Annotated in this window: 20 protein-coding genes; 10 read left to right on the top strand and 10 right to left on the bottom strand. The window is 59.4% G+C overall.

All coding sequences use genetic code 11. The features are described from left to right. Positions 1–66 precede the first annotated feature (66 nt). Entirely contained in the window at positions 67–516 is a 450-nt protein-coding gene (locus tag BBF94_RS02845; protein WP_065257542.1) for a DUF4879 domain-containing protein, read from the top strand. A gap of 35 nt (positions 517–551) precedes the next feature. Here the strand turns inward: BBF94_RS02845 and BBF94_RS02840 are convergent, their stop codons facing one another. From BBF94_RS02840 to BBF94_RS02830, 3 genes are all read right to left on the bottom strand, one after another. Beyond that, positions 552–839 (bottom strand): HigA family addiction module antitoxin, encoded by a 288-nt coding sequence (locus BBF94_RS02840; RefSeq protein WP_065257541.1) that lies wholly within the window; start codon positions 837–839, stop codon positions 552–554. A gap of 14 nt (positions 840–853) precedes the next feature. Further along, positions 854–1,132, bottom strand: coding sequence for a type II toxin-antitoxin system RelE/ParE family toxin (locus tag BBF94_RS02835; protein ID WP_065257540.1), 279 nt, complete (start codon positions 1,130–1,132; stop codon positions 854–856). Positions 1,133–1,238: 106 nt separating this feature from the next. After that, positions 1,239–2,477: an MFS transporter gene (locus BBF94_RS02830; RefSeq protein WP_065257539.1), complete on the bottom strand. Its 1,239-nt coding sequence runs from the start codon at positions 2,475–2,477 to the stop codon at positions 1,239–1,241. Between the two features lie 399 nt (positions 2,478–2,876). On the opposite strand from BBF94_RS02830, the gene BBF94_RS02825 reads away from it, so the two are divergent. Genes BBF94_RS02825 through BBF94_RS02815 form a run of 3 tightly spaced genes read left to right on the top strand, consistent with a single transcriptional unit; the run spans position 2,877 to position 5,549 of the window. Then, positions 2,877–4,313 carry a cytochrome ubiquinol oxidase subunit I gene (locus tag BBF94_RS02825; protein WP_065257538.1) on the top strand — a complete coding sequence of 479 codons (1,437 nt, stop codon included), beginning with the start codon at positions 2,877–2,879 and terminating at the stop codon, positions 4,311–4,313. Between the two features lie 3 nt (positions 4,314–4,316). Beyond that, a complete protein-coding gene (cydB, locus tag BBF94_RS02820; protein WP_065257537.1) occupies positions 4,317–5,324 on the top strand; it encodes a cytochrome d ubiquinol oxidase subunit II in 1,008 nt (335 codons plus the stop codon). Positions 5,325–5,381: 57 nt separating this feature from the next. Continuing rightward, positions 5,382–5,549, top strand: a complete 168-nt coding sequence (locus BBF94_RS02815) for a DUF2474 domain-containing protein (RefSeq protein ID WP_065257536.1) — start codon at positions 5,382–5,384, stop codon at positions 5,547–5,549. Between the two features lie 69 nt (positions 5,550–5,618). Here BBF94_RS02815 and BBF94_RS02810 read toward each other — a convergent pair whose 3' ends face one another. From BBF94_RS02810 to BBF94_RS02805, 3 genes are all read right to left on the bottom strand, one after another. Beyond that, a complete protein-coding gene (locus BBF94_RS02810) occupies positions 5,619–6,743 on the bottom strand; it encodes a methyltransferase (protein WP_065257535.1) in 1,125 nt (374 codons plus the stop codon). 163 nt (positions 6,744–6,906) lie between these two features. Then, positions 6,907–7,173: a response regulator transcription factor gene (locus BBF94_RS28280; protein ID WP_318656009.1), complete on the bottom strand. Its 267-nt coding sequence runs from the start codon at positions 7,171–7,173 to the stop codon at positions 6,907–6,909. Continuing rightward, complete coding sequence (locus BBF94_RS02805; protein WP_318656008.1) at positions 7,149–7,619, bottom strand: autoinducer binding domain-containing protein; 471 nt, start codon at positions 7,617–7,619, stop codon at positions 7,149–7,151. The genes BBF94_RS28280 and BBF94_RS02805 overlap by 25 nt, the downstream gene beginning before the upstream one ends. A 315-nt stretch (positions 7,620–7,934) precedes the next feature. Between BBF94_RS02805 and BBF94_RS02800 the strand changes: the two genes are divergently transcribed. Further along, on the top strand, positions 7,935–8,711 hold the full coding sequence (locus BBF94_RS02800) for a ferredoxin--NADP reductase (RefSeq protein WP_065257534.1): 777 nt from the start codon (positions 7,935–7,937) through the stop codon (positions 8,709–8,711). Positions 8,712–8,744: 33 nt separating this feature from the next. Here the strand turns inward: BBF94_RS02800 and mscL are convergent, their stop codons facing one another. After that, on the bottom strand, positions 8,745–9,158 hold the full coding sequence (gene mscL / locus BBF94_RS02795; protein ID WP_065257533.1) for a large-conductance mechanosensitive channel protein MscL: 414 nt from the start codon (positions 9,156–9,158) through the stop codon (positions 8,745–8,747). A 293-nt stretch (positions 9,159–9,451) separates the two neighbouring features. On the opposite strand from mscL, the gene BBF94_RS02790 reads away from it, so the two are divergent. Further along, positions 9,452–10,966 carry a catalase gene (locus BBF94_RS02790; protein ID WP_404820916.1) on the top strand — a complete coding sequence of 505 codons (1,515 nt, stop codon included), beginning with the start codon at positions 9,452–9,454 and terminating at the stop codon, positions 10,964–10,966. A gap of 73 nt (positions 10,967–11,039) precedes the next feature. Further along, on the top strand, positions 11,040–12,407 hold the full coding sequence (gene radA / locus BBF94_RS02785; RefSeq protein WP_065257531.1) for a DNA repair protein RadA: 1,368 nt from the start codon (positions 11,040–11,042) through the stop codon (positions 12,405–12,407). Here the strand turns inward: radA and BBF94_RS02780 are convergent, their stop codons facing one another. Further along, positions 12,408–12,776 (bottom strand): PilZ domain-containing protein, encoded by a 369-nt coding sequence (locus tag BBF94_RS02780; RefSeq protein WP_065257530.1) that lies wholly within the window; start codon positions 12,774–12,776, stop codon positions 12,408–12,410. A 159-nt stretch (positions 12,777–12,935) separates the two neighbouring features. Between BBF94_RS02780 and BBF94_RS02775 the strand changes: the two genes are divergently transcribed. From BBF94_RS02775 to yjiA, 3 genes are all read left to right on the top strand, one after another. Further along, entirely contained in the window at positions 12,936–15,002 is a 2,067-nt protein-coding gene (locus BBF94_RS02775; protein ID WP_065257529.1) for a carbon starvation CstA family protein, read from the top strand. Positions 15,003–15,017: 15 nt separating this feature from the next. Then, positions 15,018–15,215 carry a YbdD/YjiX family protein gene (locus BBF94_RS02770; RefSeq protein ID WP_003228401.1) on the top strand — a complete coding sequence of 66 codons (198 nt, stop codon included), beginning with the start codon at positions 15,018–15,020 and terminating at the stop codon, positions 15,213–15,215. A 162-nt stretch (positions 15,216–15,377) separates the two neighbouring features. After that, on the top strand, positions 15,378–16,349 hold the full coding sequence (gene yjiA / locus BBF94_RS02765; protein WP_065257528.1) for a GTPase: 972 nt from the start codon (positions 15,378–15,380) through the stop codon (positions 16,347–16,349). Between the two features lie 13 nt (positions 16,350–16,362). Here yjiA and BBF94_RS02760 read toward each other — a convergent pair whose 3' ends face one another. Both BBF94_RS02760 and BBF94_RS02755 read right to left on the bottom strand, forming a co-directional pair. Next, the gene (locus tag BBF94_RS02760; protein WP_065257527.1) at positions 16,363–17,058 is read right to left on the bottom strand and encodes a GntR family transcriptional regulator; all 696 of its coding nucleotides are present in this window, start codon (positions 17,056–17,058) and stop codon (positions 16,363–16,365) included. Positions 17,059–17,082: 24 nt separating this feature from the next. Further along, positions 17,083–17,787, bottom strand: coding sequence for a FadR/GntR family transcriptional regulator (locus tag BBF94_RS02755; RefSeq protein ID WP_065257526.1), 705 nt, complete (start codon positions 17,785–17,787; stop codon positions 17,083–17,085). Positions 17,788–17,827: the final 40 nt, after the last annotated feature.

The raw sequence follows: 17,827 nt of genomic DNA, 5'->3' as shown, positions 1-17,827 counted from the left end.
TCGGCGAAGTTTTGCACCACGACCAAGTGCGCCATACTGCGCGCTGTTTTTTCGGGGATGGATGGCATGAACAAGGGTTGGATGAAGGCCTGCGGGCTGATCGCACTGCTGATGAGCACAACAAGCGCTGCACTTGCCGCCTCGGCACCGCCGCTGAGCGAAGTGAAAGTCATCAAGGTGCAGTCATCGTCCTGCGGCCTCGAGGACATTTCCGATGGTCAGGTGCAGACCCGTTGCGATCACGGCGGCCCGGGCATCAAGGTCTATGTGCTGGAAATCGGCTATGGCCAGAGCCAGCCTCGGGCGGCACTGGACGGGTTTGAAGTGAACGGTACGCGAAGCCCGGTGTGCGCCTTCGATAACGGCAACCTGACCGAGTGCACGCCCGGCAGCAAAACCGTCGGCTCTCTGTATACCTTCGATCTGGCAGGTCGCCAGGAGGGCACGTTCACGTTCAGCAACACGTCGATCAACGCCCCGCGCAATACATTGTCGACGCAGCTCTATATCAAGTAGTGCTACTGGCTGAGCGGTTCAGCCCAACGCTAAAGTCATGCATGGGCAGCGATTGGCAAAATGGCGGGCTGTTCACGATGCTCGGCCTGCCAAAGGTCGTAATCGGTTTGAACGCCCAGCCACATTCGAGCCTTGCCAATCCCCGCGCGCTCCAGTCTTACGGCCAGATCCGGGCTGATCGGTGCATGGCCGTGCAGGACCCGAGAAAGGTGAGGGCGAGCGAATCCAAGATGTCGAGCCAATTCGGTCACGCTGATGCCGAGTTCCGGCAATACATCCATCAGCAGTGTTTCACCGGGGTGTGGCGGGTTGTGCATGGGCATGAGCCTGCCTCCTGTCAGTGGTAATCCAGATAATCAACCAGTTCGATATCCGGCCCTGCAAATCGAAAGATAACCCGCCAGTTCCCGGACACACTGAGTGACCAATACTCGCAAAGCTCACCTTTCAGTGGATGCAGACGCCAACCGGGGAGATCCAGATCCCCTGGAACGGCAGCCCGATCCATGAACTGCAGCATGCGCGACAGCCGTCTAGCGTGATCGGCACGAATCCCGCGAGTCGAACCGGTTTCATAGAAGCCGCGAAGGCCTTTGTGCTGAAAGGATTTGATCATGCAGCGAGTGTAAGGCGATACATTACACTCAATGCGGTATCCATGTACCGCATCTTTTCAAGTCGATTGTGCCTGGCGGTTGGCTGCTCAGGTGGCAGCGGCGCAGTCAGGCCTTCACCTCGTCCACCGGCACATGCATCCGGTCACGACTGGCCAGGGTCGGGAACAGTTTGATCCAGGTCCCGGTCACCACCAGCGTGCCGATGCCGCCCATCACCACCGCCGGCACGGTGCCGAACCAGTGGGCGGTGAGGCCGGATTCGAACTCGCCCAACTGGTTCGACGCACCGATGAACAGGCCGTTCACCGCGCTGACCCGGCCGCGCATTTCGTCCGGGGTTTCCAGTTGCACGAACGAGGCGCGGATCACCATGCTGATCATGTCCGCCGCGCCGAGCACCACCAGCACCGCCAATGAGAACCAGAACGACGTCGACAGGCCGAAGGCGATGGTGGCGACGCCGAATACGCCGACGGCGGTGAACATCACCCGGCCTACATTGCGCTCGACGGCGAAGCGCGCCAGGAACAGCGACATCATCAACGCGCCCACCGCCGGTGCCGAACGCAGCAGCCCCAACCCCCACGGTCCGGTCAACAGAATGTCCTTGGCGAACACCGGCAACAGTGCGGTGGCTCCGCCGAGCAGTACGGCGAACAGATCCAGTGAGATCGCACCAAGAATGTCCGGCCGACTGCGGATGAAGCGAATCCCCGCCAGCAGCGAGTCCAGTGTCGCCTTGCCCTTGTTCAGCGGGGTCTGTCGGGCAGGCAGGTTGAGCATCAGCGTGCAGGCAATCACATACAGCACAACGGTCGGGCCATACACCCAGACGCTGCCGAAGGCATAAAGCAGACCGCCAAGCGCCGGGGCGACGATGGTTGCCGATTGCTGCGCCGACTGCGCCGCCGCGACCGCTCTGGGGAACAGTGCGCCGGGCACAATACTTGGGAGCAATGCCTGAGTGGTCGGCATCTCGAACGAGCGCGCGGCGCCGAGCAGGAACGCCAGGATAAAAATCATTTCCCGGGTGACATGATCGGTGGCGCTGCCAATGGCCAGAGACAGCGCGATCAATGCCTGCAGCGACTGGCAGATTGCAGCGACCTTGCGTCGATCGTAGCGGTCGGCGACATGCCCGGTGTGCAGCATGAACAGCACCCGCGGCGCGAATTCCACCAGCCCGACCAGGCCCAGGTCGAGCACGTTGCCAGTCAGTTGATAGAGGTTCCAGCCAATCGCCACGGTGAGCATCTGAAAACCGCTGGCGGTGAAGATCCGGGCCAGCCAGAACGCGAGAAATGGACGGTGGTGACGTAACAGCAAGGGCTCTTGGCTGGGCATCTGCGGGCCGGTATTGATCGAGGGGAACCGCGAGATTATCACCAGTCTGTAACAGGGAGTTGCCATGATGAAAAATTTAGTTAGCCAGACATCGAATTTCCGCCGTCAGGACATCGAGCCGGCCAGGGATGTATTTCAGGGCGTTGCCGGGACTGTGAGGCAACTTGTCACGCGGCAATAGACCACGCGGTTTCTCGTCGGAAATGGGACTACTCTTTCTACGTTGATTGATCCAGATCAAGACCCTTCGCGGAACTGATCCGTGACCCGTCGGCAGACTCCCTGCGTCGCGATGCCTGTAAAAAGAAGAACGAATCCGAGTTCGCCGCACTCCATACCCGTGGGGGCAGTGGTTCAAGGTCGCCAGCCCTGGAACCGTTATCTGACAGAGGAAAGCTTATGTTCGGTTTAGAGGCACTCGATCTCGCCCGAATCCAGTTTGCGTTCACCATCTCGTTCCACATCCTGTTTCCGGCGATCACCATCGGTCTTGCGAGCTATCTTGCGGTGCTGGAAGGTCTGTGGCTGAAAACCGGCAATGACACGTACCGCGATCTCTACCATTTCTGGTCGAAGATCTTTGCCGTCAACTTCGGCATGGGCGTGGTCTCGGGGCTGGTCATGGCCTATCAGTTCGGCACCAACTGGAGCCGTTTCTCGGATTTTGCCGGTTCAGTCACCGGGCCTTTGCTGACCTATGAGGTGCTCACGGCGTTCTTCCTCGAAGCCGGTTTCCTCGGGGTGATGCTGTTCGGCTGGAACAAGGTCGGGCGCAAGCTGCACTTCTTTTCCACGGTCATGGTGGCCATCGGTACATTGATCTCGACGTTCTGGATTCTGGCGTCCAACAGCTGGATGCAGACACCGCAGGGTTACGAGATCGTCAACGGCCAGGTGATCCCGACCGACTGGCTGGCCATTGTCTTCAACCCGTCATTCCCTTATCGCCTGATGCACATGGCGACGGCCGCGTTCGTCGCGACGGCGTTCTTCGTCGGCTCGTCGGCGGCGTGGCACCTGCTGCGCGGCAAGGACAACCCGGCCGTTCGCACCATGCTGTCGATGGCGATGTGGATGGCGTTGGTCGTTGCACCGATCCAGGCAGTGATCGGCGATTTCCACGGCCTCAACACCCTCGAACACCAACCGGCGAAAATCGCTGCGATCGAAGGCCACTGGGAAAACGTCGGCAGCGAAGCAACGCCGCTGATCCTGTTCGGCTGGCCGGACATGAAGGAAGAGAAAACCAGATATGCCGTGGAGATCCCGTATCTCGGCAGCCTGATCCTGACTCACTCGCTGGACAAACAGGTGCCGGCACTCAAGGAGTTCCCACCTGAAGACCGGCCGAATTCCACCATTGTGTTCTGGTCGTTCCGGATCATGGTCGGCCTCGGTTTCCTGATGATCTTCACCGGACTCTGGAGCCTGTGGCTGCGCAAGCGCGACACGCTCTACACCTCGCGGCCGTTCCTGTACCTGGCGTTGTGGATGGGACCGTCCGGGCTGATCGCGATCCTGGCCGGCTGGTTCACCACGGAAATCGGCCGTCAGCCCTGGGTGGTCTACGGGCTGATGCGTACGGCGGATGCGTCGTCCAACCACAGTTTCATGCAGATGAGCATCACGCTGATCATGTTCGTAGTGGTGTATTTCGCGCTGTTCGGTGCGGGTCTGGGCTACATGATGCGCCTGGTGCGCAAAGGGCCGAAGACCGACGAAGGCAAGGAAACCAACGACGGTGGTCCCGGCCAGAAACGCACCCCGGCCCGTCCGTTGTCGGCTGCCGATGACGAAGGCGCCGAACACGACCGCACCCTGACCAAGGAGATTTGAACCATGGGTATTGATCTTCCGCTGATCTGGGCCGTGATCATCATCTTCGGCATCATGATGTACGTGGTCATGGACGGCTTCGACCTGGGGATCGGGATTCTCTTCCCGTTCATCCCCGGCAAGACTGATCGCGACGTCATGATGAACACCGTGGCCCCGGTATGGGACGGCAATGAAACCTGGCTGGTACTGGGCGGCGCGGCATTGTTCGGCGCCTTCCCGCTGGCCTATTCGGTGGTGCTGTCGGCGTTGTACCTGCCGCTGATCTTCATGCTGATCGGGCTGATTTTCCGTGGCGTGGCGTTCGAGTTCCGCTTCAAGGCCAAGGACGCCAAGCGTCACCTGTGGGACAAGGCGTTCATCGGTGGTTCGGTGGCGGCGACGTTCTTTCAGGGGGTGGCGCTGGGTGCGTTCATTGACGGGCTGCCGGTGGTCAACCGGCAATACGCGGGCGGTTCACTGGACTGGCTGACACCGTTCACGGTGTTTTGCGGCGCTGCGCTGGTGGTGGCTTACGCCTTGCTCGGTTGCACCTGGCTGATCATGAAGACCGAAGGCAAGCTGCAGGAGCAGATGCATGATCTGGCGCGTCCGCTGGCCTTCGTGTTGCTGGCGGTGATCGGTGTCGTCAGCCTGTGGACACCGCTGGCCCATCCGGAAATCGCGACGCGCTGGTTCAGCATGCCGAATCTGTTCTGGTTCATGCCGGTACCGATTCTGGTGCTGGTAACGATGTACGGTCTGATCCGCGCGGTGGCACGCAATGCCAATTACATGCCGTTCCTGCTGACCCTGGTGCTGATCTTCCTCGGCTACAGCGGTCTGGGCATCAGCCTGTGGCCGAATATCGTGCCGCCGTCGATCTCGATCTGGGACGCCGCCGCACCGCCGCAGAGCCAGGGTTTCATGCTGGTCGGTACGCTGTTCATCATTCCGTTCATCCTGGGGTACACCTTCTGGAGCTACTACGTGTTCCGTGGCAAGGTCACCCACGAGGACGGCTATCACTAGGGACGATCAGGATGGCGCCGGCTGCGGCGCCATCTCCCTCAACCGGAGGATGAAATCATGACCGGCAAACATTCCCTGCATGACATTGAAGAGGCCGAAAAAAAGCCGCTGTGGCAGCGGCTCGGCTGGTTGGCGATGATCTGGATCGGCAGTGTCGGCGCGCTGTTCATCGTCGCCAGCCTGATGCGCCTGTTCATGAACGCTGCGGGCCTGACCACGCACTGAAACTTCCCATCCCGTCGCCATGCGACACGGATTTCTGACCCTCCGAACGGAGGGTTTTTTCTGTCCGGATTATTTGCGCGCCTTGAGGATGACAAATTTCGGCGTGGCCGCAACCTGCTCGACACCTCGGAACAGACGCGCCAGTTTGCTGTGATAACCCAGATGTCGGTTGCCGACGATGTACAGCGCACCGCCGACCACCAGTGCTTCGCGGGCTTGCTGAAACATGCGCCAGGCGAGGAAGTCACCGACCACCTGTTGTTGATGGAACGGCGGATTGCACAGCACGACGTCCAGGGATTGCGCTTGCTGTCCGGCCAGGCCATCGCCGGCGCGCACGATGACTTCTCGTTCACCCAATGCTGCGCGCCAGTTCTGCGCGGCTGATTGCACCGCCATGAACGATTCGTCCACCAGCGTGTAATGCGCATCGGGGTTTTGCAGGGCACTGGCGATGGCCAGCACGCCGTTGCCGCAACCGAGGTCGGCGACTCGCGCCGCGCCGAGGTTTTTTGGCAGGTGCGGGAGGAAGGCACGGGTGCCGATGTCCAGCCCTTCACGGCAGAACACGTTGGCGTGATTGAGCAGTTCGATGGCCGGTTGTTCGAGGCGATAACGGCTGGGGTAGGGCGAAAGCGCGGGCGTCTTCGCCTCGGGAGTGGATATCAGCAATCGTGCCTTTTTCACCGCCAGTGACGCCTGAACCGGTCCGATGTAACGCTCCAGCAGATCACCGGCAGCGCGGGGCAGGTGTTTGACCATGGCGGCGGCCACCACTTGTGCGCCAGGTGCCAATTGCCCTTGCAGACGAATCAGTTGTTCTTCCAGCAGCGCCAGGGTTTTCGGAACACGGATCAGCACCCGGTCGAACGGCCCGACCAGCGGTTCGCTGGCCGGCGTGCCGCGCAGTGCATCGAATGTGTGGCCGTTGCGCAGCAAGTTTTTTTCCAGGCCTTGAAACGCCAGAAACGAATCGCCGCTGGTGCTGACCTGCACTTTGCCCAAAAGGCTGATGGCCAGCGCGCCGAAGCTGTCGTTGAGCACCAGAACCCGGGTCTCGACCGGCAGATTCTGTTCCGCCAGATGATTGAGCAGGTATTCGTCAGCCGCATCGAAGGCTTGCAGCGGTTCGTTCTGCTGTTCGGGCTGGCGGATCAGATCGAGTTGGGCGAAGGGCGTATCGAGCAAAGGCATGGTGCAGGGACTCTGGGTAATCGACGGGTGTCCCGCGGCCCAGGGTAGCGTGCGGCGGAACCGTCCGAGTGGACAGCGGCGCGAGGTTTCGCGTCATCACTCAGGAAGGTCGCAAATGGTACTTTTTTTTCGAAGGCAGCAGTTGTTTGTTTTAGGGGGGCGACTAGATGATCCCGGCCTTGGCGGCGGCGATGACCGCGGAGATCTTGTTGCAGACGTTCATTTTCACAATCACGTTCTGCACGTGATAGTTCACCGTGCGTTCACTCAGGCTGAGAATCCTGGCGGTTTCATAGGCGGTCTTGCCGGAAGCGCAGAGCTTGAGTACTTCGATCTCCCGTGTGGAGAGGCGAGGCGGTCGAACCTTCTCGGGGCGTGAAGGAAGCGTGCGGGCGAAGAGTTCACTCAGATGGCTGGTGACATAGAACATGTAGCCAAAATGCTCGTACAATTCGATCGAACTGATGGGGCAGTGGGGCGGGCCAGACTGAGAATGCTGCACAGACCGCTTTCTTCATGATGAAAGGATTGCGACCAGCCGTGCTCCAGTCCCTGTTCTTTCAACGACGCCCACAATTGAGGTGTTTTTGAGAACAGTTCTTCGCTCCATGTAATGGGCAGCATTGAGCGAAAGCAATGGTCTACAACCGGATCAAACTCCCAGTGTCTCTCTTCTTCATACTGCTGATTCCAGGCCAGGGGATAGTTATTGATACGCAAGGGCTTCGGCAATATGTTCCGGTCAGGGGAGGCGATTGAAATCCCGCAAAACCGGAAACCAAGGTTATTGGCAAATGTCAGCAGAATCGGGTAAGCAGTTTCCACTCTGGTTGTGAAAGTCAGCTGCTTTATTTGCGACTCCTTCCAGATCTCCATTTGAAATTTCTCCGAGAGTTTTCGCTGGGGTGCAATCTTGGATCCAAGGCGAATGCACGGAAAGGAGTGTAGGATATTTCCTATACCGACGTTTGGAATTTTTTGCTCTTAAGGTAGGAGGTAATTAATCGTTTATGATTAGCAACATTTGACTATTAGATTGACTGCATCATTTGATAGTTGTGATATGTCATTTCGCTAGTACTTGATTGCATAACTTTCTCATCAAGAAACTTGGGCTAATTCACTACAAATCGTAGGTTTTTTATTGAGCGTCAGTGCGTGACACTATGGCTATTGCTCATGGAGTTACCGATGACCGCCAGCGCAGAAAAATTCAGTCTCCAGACCCTGCTTGATGTGCACCCGTTGACACCGAGCCTGTTCACCTTGCGAACCACCCGCGATGCCGGCTTTCGCTTTCGCGCCGGTCAGTTTGCCAGGCTCGGCGTGACCAGGGATGACGGCAGTACGGTGTGGCGGGCCTATTCCATGGTGTCTTCGCCGTTCGACGAATTCCTCGAGTTCTTTTCCATCGTGGTGCCGGGCGGTGAATTCACCAGTGAATTGAGCCGGCTCAGGGTGGGCGATATCTTGCTGGTGGATCGTCAGGCCTTTGGCTATCTGACGCTGGATCGTTTCGTCGATGGTCGGGACCTCTGGCTGTTATCCACAGGCACCGGCGTGGCACCGTTTCTATCGATCCTGCAGGACTTCGAGGTCTGGGAACGATTCGACCGAATCATCCTCGTCTATAGCGTTCGGGAGGCGAGGGAGCTGGCTTATCAACAGCTGATCGCCGAACTGATGCAACGCGATTATCTGACCGAATACGCGCACAAGTTCCAGTTCATTCCGGTCGTGACGCGCGAGCCGCACGTCGGGGCGCTGAATGGGCGCATTACCACCCTTATTGAAAACGGCGAGCTTGAGCACGCAGCCGGGGTCAATCTTGATCCGCTTCATTCACGGGTCATGCTGTGTGGCAATCCACAGATGATCGACGACACACGGGCCCTGCTCAAGCAACGGGGCATGAGCCTCAGCCTGACGCGGCGGCCAGGTCAGGTGGCGGTGGAAAACTACTGGTGAAAAAACGGCGCCCTCAGGCGCCGTTCATGGATTTCAGGGCCGATTGTTCTGGGCCTTGAGCAAGTCGCGGATCTCGCCCAGCAACTCTTCTTCCTTGGTCGGAACCGGTGGCAGCGTCGGAGCCACGGCTTCTTCGCGCTTCAGACGGTTGATGGCTTTCACGCCCATGAAGATCGCAAAGGCAACGATCACGAAGTCCAGGACACTCTGGATGAATTTGCCGTAAGCCAGCACCACTGCAGGGGTCGTGCCTTCGGCTGCCTTGAGGGTGATGGCCAGATCACTGAAGTCCACTCCGCCGATCAACAGGCCGATTGGCGGCATGATGACGTCACCGACAAACGACGAAACGATTTTGCCGAAGGCTGCACCGATGATGATACCGACGGCCATGTCGACCACATTGCCTTTGACCGCGAAGGCCTTGAACTCGCTGAGCACGCCCATAGTTATTTCCTTGTTACAGATGAGTTTGGTGTACGCAGTGTAAATCAGCAAAACGCGTCCTGCGCGAAACACCTTCTTACATTGCCCGCTTTTATCGACACATCAATTCGCGATTAGTTTGCAAAGTGCCACTAATCGCGCGCGAATTAATCCGTAAGCCTCTGATGGTAAAGCTGTTTTTCTCAATCGAAGGGGTGTGGATTTTCTATTTATCTTCGCTGTCGTGACTCTCTAGCCTCTGGTTGGCGCACCTGGATGCGCCTCAAACAACAGAGGAATCTGAAATGAACTCCATGCCTGGTCGCCGCAGCGTCGGCGTATTAGCCGCCAGCCTGCTGACTCTTTCCGTGAACGCTGCCCCCCTGACCCGGGATAACGGAGCAGCGGTCGGTGACAACCAGAACTCGCAGACTGCCGGGCCCAGCGGCCCGGTGCTGCTGCAGGACGTGCAGCTGATTCAGAAGCTGCAGCGCTTCGACCGCGAGCGCATTCCCGAACGCGTCGTACATGCCCGTGGCACCGGTGCTCACGGTACATTCACCGTGACCAATGACCTGAGCGATCTGAGCAAGGCCAAGGTCTTCGCCGCGGGCCAGGTCACGCCAGTGTTCGTGCGTTTCTCCTCGGTGGTACACGGCAACCACTCTCCGGAAACGCTGCGTGATCCACGGGGCTTCTCCACCAAGTTCTACACCGCTGACGGCAACTGGGACCTGGTAGGCAATAACTTCCCGACGTTCTTTATCCGCGACGCGATCAAGTTCCCGGACATGGTGCATGCGTTCAAACCTGACCCACGTACCAACCTGGATGATGATTCCCGTCGCTTCGATTTCTTCTCTCACGTTCCGGAAGCCACCCGTACGTTGACCGAGCTGTATTCCAACTCCGGGACGCCAGCCAGTTACCGGGAGATGGATGGCAATAGTGTGCACGCCTATAAGTTGGTCAATGACAAAGGCGATGTGCATTACGTGAAGTTTCACTGGAAAAGTTTGCAAGGGATCAAGAACCTCGATCCGCAGCAAGTCATAAAAGTTCAGGGTCAAGACTACAGTCATATGACACATGATCTGGTGACTCATATAAGCCAGGGGAACTTCCCAAAGTGGGACTTATACATTCAAGTACTGAAACCACAAGATTTGTCCAAGTTTGATTTCGATCCACTTGATGCAACCAAGATCTGGCCGGGAATTCCGGAACGAAAAGTTGGACAAATGGTGTTGAATCGCAATCCCGCGAATGTGTTCCAGGAAACTGAACAAGTGGCCATGGCACCTTCGAATGTTGTACCGGGAATCGAGCCATCGGAAGACCGTTTGTTGCAAGGTCGTATATTCGCTTATGCCGACACCCAGATGTATCGCCTGGGTGCCAATGCCCTGCAGTTACCCGTCAATGCGGCAAAAGTGGCGATAAACAATGGCAATCAGGATGGCGCGATGAATACCGGCGCGAGTCATTCGGGTGTCAACTATCAACCTAGCCGTCTGCAGCCCCGTGAAGAGACGCAAGCTGCGCGCTATAGCCAGACGCCCCTGCAGGGCAGCACGCAACAAGCGAAGATTCAGCGCGAGCAGAACTTCAGGCAGGCCGGCGATCTGTATCGCTCGTTCAGCAAGAAGGAGCGTCAGGATCTGATCGAGAGCTTTGGCGGGTCCCTGGCGAGCGCCGATGACGAGAGCAAGCACATCATGCTGTCCTTCCTCTACAAGGCTGATCCGGAGTACGGCACCGGGGTGACCAAAGTCGCCAAAGGTGATCTGGATCGGGTCAAGGCGCTGGCAGACAAGCTGGTCGACTGACACTCACACATACAATCCCCGGCGCCGGTCGGTGAAGGCTGCGTTATCATCGCGGTTTTTGCCGGGGGTTCAGATGGCCAAGGCCAAGCGCATGTACGGCTGCACCGAGTGCGGCGCAACCTTTCCCAAGTGGGCCGGGCAATGCAGCGAATGCGGCGCCTGGAACACCCTGACCGAAACCATGATCGAGAGCGGTGCTGCCGCCGCACCGAGCGGGCGCACCGGCTGGGCCGGGCAGCAGGCGCAGATCAAGACCCTGGCCGAAGTCAGCATTGAAGAGATTCCGCGTTTTTCCACAGCCTCCGGCGAACTGGACCGGGTACTCGGTGGTGGTCTGGTGGACGGCTCGGTGGTGCTGATCGGCGGCGATCCGGGTATCGGCAAGTCGACGATTCTGTTGCAGACCCTGTGCAATCTCGCCAAAGGCATGCCTGCGTTGTACGTCACCGGTGAGGAATCCCAGCAGCAAGTGGCCATGCGCGCACGCCGTCTGGGCTTGCCGCAGGACCAATTGCGGGTCATGACCGAAACCTGCATCGAAAGCATCATCGCCACCGCCCGCCAGGAAAAGCCCAAGGTGATGGTGATCGATTCCATCCAGACAATTTTCACCGAACAACTGCAATCGGCGCCGGGCGGCGTGTCTCAGGTGCGCGAAAGTGCGGCGTTGCTGGTGCGCTACGCCAAGCAGAGCGGCACGGCGATCTTCCTGGTCGGCCACGTGACCAAGGAAGGCGCGCTGGCCGGCCCTCGTGTGCTGGAACACATGGTCGATACCGTTCTTTATTTCGAAGGCGAACCCGATGGTCGCTTGCGCCTGCTGAGAGCGGTGAAGAACCGTTTTGGCGCCGTCAACGAACTGGGCGTGTTCGGCATGACTGACAAGGGGCTGAAAGAAGTCTCCAACCCCTCGGCGATTTTTCTCTCTCGCGCTCAGGAAGAAGTCCCGGGCAGTGTGGTGATGGCAACGTGGGAAGGGACCCGGCCGATGCTGGTGGAAGTCCAGGCCCTGGTGGATGACAGCCATCTGGCGAATCCGCGTCGGGTCACCCTGGGACTGGATCAGAACCGTCTGGCGATGTTGCTGGCGGTACTGCATCGCCATGGCGGCATTCCCACTCACGATCAGGACGTGTTCCTCAATGTGGTGGGTGGGGTGAAGGTGCTGGAAACGGCATCCGACCTGGCATTGATGGCCGCTGTCATGTCGAGCCTGCGCAACCGCCCGCTGCCTCATGACTTGCTGGTGTTCGGTGAAGTCGGCCTGTCGGGCGAGGTACGTCCGGTGCCGAGCGGTCAGGAGCGTTTGAAGGAAGCCGCCAAGCACGGTTTCAAGCGCGCGATCGTGCCCAAGGGCAACGCGCCGAAGGAAGCGCCGGCAGGGCTGCAGATCATTGCGGTGACGCGTCTGGAGCAGGCGCTGGATTCACTCTTCGAGTGATCAGAGTTCCATCAATGCCCCAAGCTCCCGTTCCAGCTCGGCCTCGTCACCGAGGTTGAGCTCGATCAGACGGCGCAGGCGCTGGATCGATTCCAGACTGATGTACCGGCACTGGAAGCCCAACTGGCCATGATCGTCATGTGCCAGTTGTACATCCATCTGGATATCGGTGTCGTCGCTCAGGTGGATATCGACGTTGAAATCCTGTGTATCGTCTCCCAGCCACGGCTCCGGCCGCTCGATCAGCAGTCCCTTGAGCGACAGGTCGATCAGCTTCACCGGCCAGATGTATTCGCCCTGGCTCAATTCGGTTCTGGCATTGAACGCGATACGTTTGAAGCGGCGACGCTCGGACGGGTGCTCGCTCATGGCGCGATCCTCTTGACGGTACGCTGACTATAGACCCGCCATGCCGGACGCTGCCAGTCGGGCGGGGCGTCAGACCAATGTCGGGGTATGGTCTTTGCTGCCAGTAGCGCTAAACTCGGGGTGGCTGTCTTTCTTGTCCACCCTGGCTGGAATAATAAAATGAAAAATAATAATAGCCTGCTGCGCCACTTACCCTGGCTAGTGCTGGCAATCGTAGGAGCGTGCGCCCTGGGCGTAGTGGCATTGCGCCGAGGCGAGGCGATCAACGCCTTGTGGATCGTGGTCGCCGCCGTGGCCATCTATCTGGTTGCGTACCGTTACTACAGCCTGTTCATCGCAAACAACGTGATGCAACTCGATCCACGCCGGGCCACCCCCGCCGTGCTCAACAACGACGGTCTGGATTACGTTCCGACCAACAGGCACATTCTCTTCGGACACCACTTCGCGGCCATTGCCGGCGCGGGACCGCTGGTCGGCCCGGTACTGGCGGCGCAGATGGGCTATCTGCCCGGCACGCTGTGGCTGATCGCCGGTGTGGTGCTGGCGGGTGCAGTGCAGGATTTCATGGTCCTGTTCATGTCCACCCGTCGCAACGGCCGTTCCCTGGGTGACATGGTGCGTGAAGAAATGGGCCGCATCCCCGGCACTATCGCGCTGTTCGGCTGCTTCCTGATCATGATCATCATCCTCGCGGTGCTGGCGCTGATCGTCGTCAAGGCCCTGGCCGAGAGCCCGTGGGGCATCTTCACCGTCATGGCGACCATCCCGATCGCGATGTTCATGGGCATCTACATGCGCTACATCCGTCCGGGCCGCATCGGCGAGATCTCGGTGATCGGTGTGGTGCTGCTGCTCGGTTCGATCTGGCTGGGCGGGCAGATTGCCGCCGATCCGGTGTGGGCCAAGGCGTTCAGCTTCACCGGCGTGCAAATCACCTGGATGCTGATCGGTTACGGTTTTGTCGCGGCGGTACTGCCGGTCTGGCTGATCCTCGCGCCACGTGACTATCTGTCCACATTCCTCAAGATCGGCACCATCATCGCCCTGGCGATCGGCATCCTGATCACCATGCCGGAGCTGAAAATGCCGGCGCTGACCCAATTCGTCGACGGCACCGGCCCGGTATGGAAGGGCGGTCTGTTCCCGTTCCTGTTCATCACCATCGCCTGCGGTGCGGTATCGGGCTTCCACGCGCTGATCTCGTCCGGCACCACGCCGAAACTGCTGGATAACGAAACAAACGCCCGCTACATCGGTTACGGCGGCATGCTGATGGAGTCGTTCGTGGCAATCATGGCCATGGTCGCCGCTTCGGTGATCGAGCCGGGCGTGTACTTCGCCATGAACAGCCCGGCTGCCGTGGTGGGTGGTGATGTGGTGGCGGTAGCGACCGCGGTCAGCAACTGGGGCTTCGCGATTACCCCGGATGCCCTGCAGGCCGTGGCCCATGACATCGGCGAAACCACCGTCCTGGCCCGCGCTGGCGGTGCACCGACCCTGGCGGTCGGTATCGCGCAGATCCTGCACAGTGTCCTGCCGGGTGAAAACACCATGGCGTTCTGGTACCACTTCGCGATCCTGTTCGAAGCGCTGTTCATCCTGACGGCGGTGGACGCCGGCACCCGTGCCGGGCGCTTCATGCTGCAGGATCTGCTTGGCTCCTTCGTCCCGGCGCTGAAACGTACGGAATCCTGGACCGCCAACCTGATCGCCACCGCCGGTTGTGTGGCGATGTGGGGCTGGTTGCTGTATCAGGGCGTGATCGATCCGCTGGGTGGCATCAACACCTTGTGGCCGCTGTTCGGTATCTCCAACCAGATGCTGGCCGGTATTGCGCTGATGCTCGGCACCGTGGTCCTGATCAAAATGAAGCGCCAGCGCTACATCTGGGTCACCCTGCTGCCGGCGGCCTGGCTGCTGATCTGCACCACGACCGCAGGCTTCATCAAGCTGTTCGATGCCAACCCGGCCGTCGGCTTCCTGTCGCTGGCCAAGAAGTACAGCGATGCACTGGCTGCGGGCCAGGTGGTCGCGCCGGCCAAGAGCGTCGAGCAGATGCAGCATGTGATCTTCAACGCCTACACCAACGCAACGCTGACCGCGCTGTTCCTGTTCGTGGTCTTCAGCATCCTGTTCTATGCGCTCAAGGTCGGCATCGCCGCCTGGGGCAAAAAAGAGCGTACGGATAAAGAATCGCCGTTCCAGGCGCTGTCGGACGCGTAACCAGAGGATTGCACCATGTTCAATGACCTGAGTCGCCTCGGTAAATACCTCGGTCAGGCTGCGCGCCTGATGGTCGGCATGCCCGACTACGACACCTATGTCGAGCATATGCAAACCAAACACCCGGACAAGCCGGTGATGAGCTACGAGATGTTCTTTCGCGAACGTCAGGAAGCTCGTTACGGTGGCAAGGGTGGGCCGAAGTGCTGTTGATCTGACAGCCCGAGGTTGATGCAATCCCTCTGTGGGAGCGGGCTTGCCCGCGAAAACGGTGTGTCATCGAGCAATGACGTCGACTGACACGCCCCTTTCGCGAGCAGGCTCGCTCCCACATTTGTTTTGTGTTGTTCATCCATTTTGTAAAGGGGATCGAAGTTGTCTTCTCCAATACCGGTAACGGTGCTCAGCGGCTTTCTCGGCGCCGGCAAGACCACTTTGCTGCGTCATCTGTTGAAAGCCGAGCACGGCCTGAAAATCGCCGTGATCGAAAACGAGTTCAGCGACGCCGGCATCGACACCCAACTGCTGGGCGACGAGCCGGTGCAAGTCATGACCCTGGCCAACGGCTGCGTCTGCTGCACCATTCACACCGATCTGACCAAAGCCCTGTATCTGCTGCTTGAGCGCCTGGACAGCGGTGAAATCGCGTTTGATCGACTGGTCATCGAATGCACTGGTCTGGCTGATCCGGCCCCGGTGGCGCAGACGTTTTTCATCGACGAAGAATTGCGCGAGCGTTACCTGCTCGACGGCATCATTACCCTGGTCGACGCGGCTCATGCCGAGTTGCACCTGACCCAGACCATCGCCCAGGCGCAGATCGGTTTTGCCGACCGCTTGCTGGTGAGCAAGACCGATCTGGTGGACCAAGCCGCGTTCACTGCGCTCAGTGAACGCCTGACCCGCATCAACCGCCGGGCGCCAATTCGCGTGGTGGAACACGGCAACATCGACCTGGCTGAATTGCTCGATGTGCGCGGTTTCAACCTGAATGCCGATCTCGGTGGCGGGGTGAGTCTGCGGCCGGTGAGCAAGGCACCGTCCATCGACCGGATTTCCAGTCTGGTGCTGCGTACCGATCAGCCGCTGGATATCGACCGGCTCAGCGAATTCATGAACGAATTGCTGGAAGCGCACGGCAAGCAATTGCTGCGCTACAAAGGCGTGTTGAACATCGCGGGTGAGGATCGGCGGCTGGTGTTTCAGGGTGTGTTGAAACTCTACGGCTTCGACTGGGATACGGAGTGGGCCGAAGGCGAGGCGCGGGAAAGCGTGATCGTGTTCATCGCCGACGAGTTGCCGGAAGAGAAGATTCGGGCGGGGTTTGCCAGGGTGGCGGCGAACTGAGTCCGCCGCTGTTTCAATGTGCGGAGCCGCTGAGAATTGTCTGTTCCAGATGATCCAGATGACGGTTCATCAGCGATACAGCCTGGACAGTGTCGACACGCTCGATCGCCTCGACGATCCGGGCGTGTTCCTGCCAGCCGCAACAGCTGTGCGTGGTTTCAGTGCATCGCGCAATCGCCAGTGAGGTCAACGGCACCAACGTGCCGAGAAAATGCGCCAACGGTGCATTGGCCGCCACTCTGGCCAACTGCAAATGAAACTCCCCGGACAGGCGGATCGCTGCGCCCCGTTGGCTTTTATCCACAGCCTGGCGCTCACGCTCGATCAGGGCGTGCAGGCGTTTCAGATCTTCAGCCTGAGCATGCTGACATGCCAGTCGCACCAGCGTGGTCTCGGCCAGGCGCCGGGCGTGCAGCGCCTGACGTGTCTGCTCGGCGTCCGGTGCAGCCACCCTTGGCCGATGGTTGGCCCGCAGCACGATGATCTGTTCGTGAGACAACCGGGTCAGCGCCCGACGCACGTCCGCACGACTGACACCGAACATCTGCTTGAGACTTTCTTCGGTGAAACGGCTGGCGGTATCGAGCCGCTGTTCAAGGATTGCATCGAATAATCGCGGATACAGCTCATCCATCGGCACTTGCAGCCGGGAGAAGGACCGGGCCGCCGGGGACTGGCGAGGATGTGACGGCGTGGCAAGACTGTTCATGGCCGGTCTCCAGTGTGAAGTGTTTCAGTGGTTCAGGTGGTCATCCGGAATATTCAGCTCGACTCCCATTCGCTGGCCTTCACGCAGGATGTGCCGACGCATCTCGGCGCTGGCCTGAGCGCTGTTCTTGCTGCGGATCGCGCGCACCACGGCTTCGTTTTCCTCAAGGCGTTCGGCCAGGTGTTGCGGCGAATTGCGCAGCACTTCGGCGCTTTGCTTGAGGGCGTTGCTGGTCTGTTGCACCACGCTCTGGAAAATCGGGTTCGAAGTCAGGGTGAACAGCTCTTCATGAAAGGCGATGTAGGCGCTGACGCCGGCCTCGCTGTCGCCGGCTTCGAGGGCTTCGCGCATGTCCATCAGGGTCAGGCGCAACTGGCCGACTTCCTTGCTGCTGATCGACTGCGCCACCAGGCCGACGATGAACGGCTCGAGGGTGTAGCGCAGTTGCAACAGGTCTTCGAGGCTGGCGCCGGCCATGGCGCTGTCGTGGCTTTGGCTGTCACTGGCCTGGGCGTCGAGAACCACCACGCCTTTGCCTGGCATCGAGCGCACCAGACCGAGGGTTTCCAGCACGATCACCGCTTCACGCAGGCTCGGGCGGCTGATGCCCAGTTGCTCGGCCAGTTCGCGCTGGCCCGGCAGCATCTCGCCGGAGCGCCATTGGCCGCGGGCGAGGGCGGCCCGGAGTTTTTCTACCACTGAGTTGACGACGGTTGATGTAGTAATCACGTATTCGCTCCATGCGCCGTGCCTGCATTTGCGCAGGCAC

The sequence above is a fragment of the Pseudomonas bananamidigenes genome, from assembly GCF_001679645.1.
In the GTDB taxonomy this organism is placed as follows: Bacteria; Pseudomonadota; Gammaproteobacteria; order Pseudomonadales; family Pseudomonadaceae; genus Aquipseudomonas; species Aquipseudomonas bananamidigenes.
Note: the sequence above shows the minus strand (reverse complement) of the source record. Positions and strands in the feature narration are given on the sequence as shown.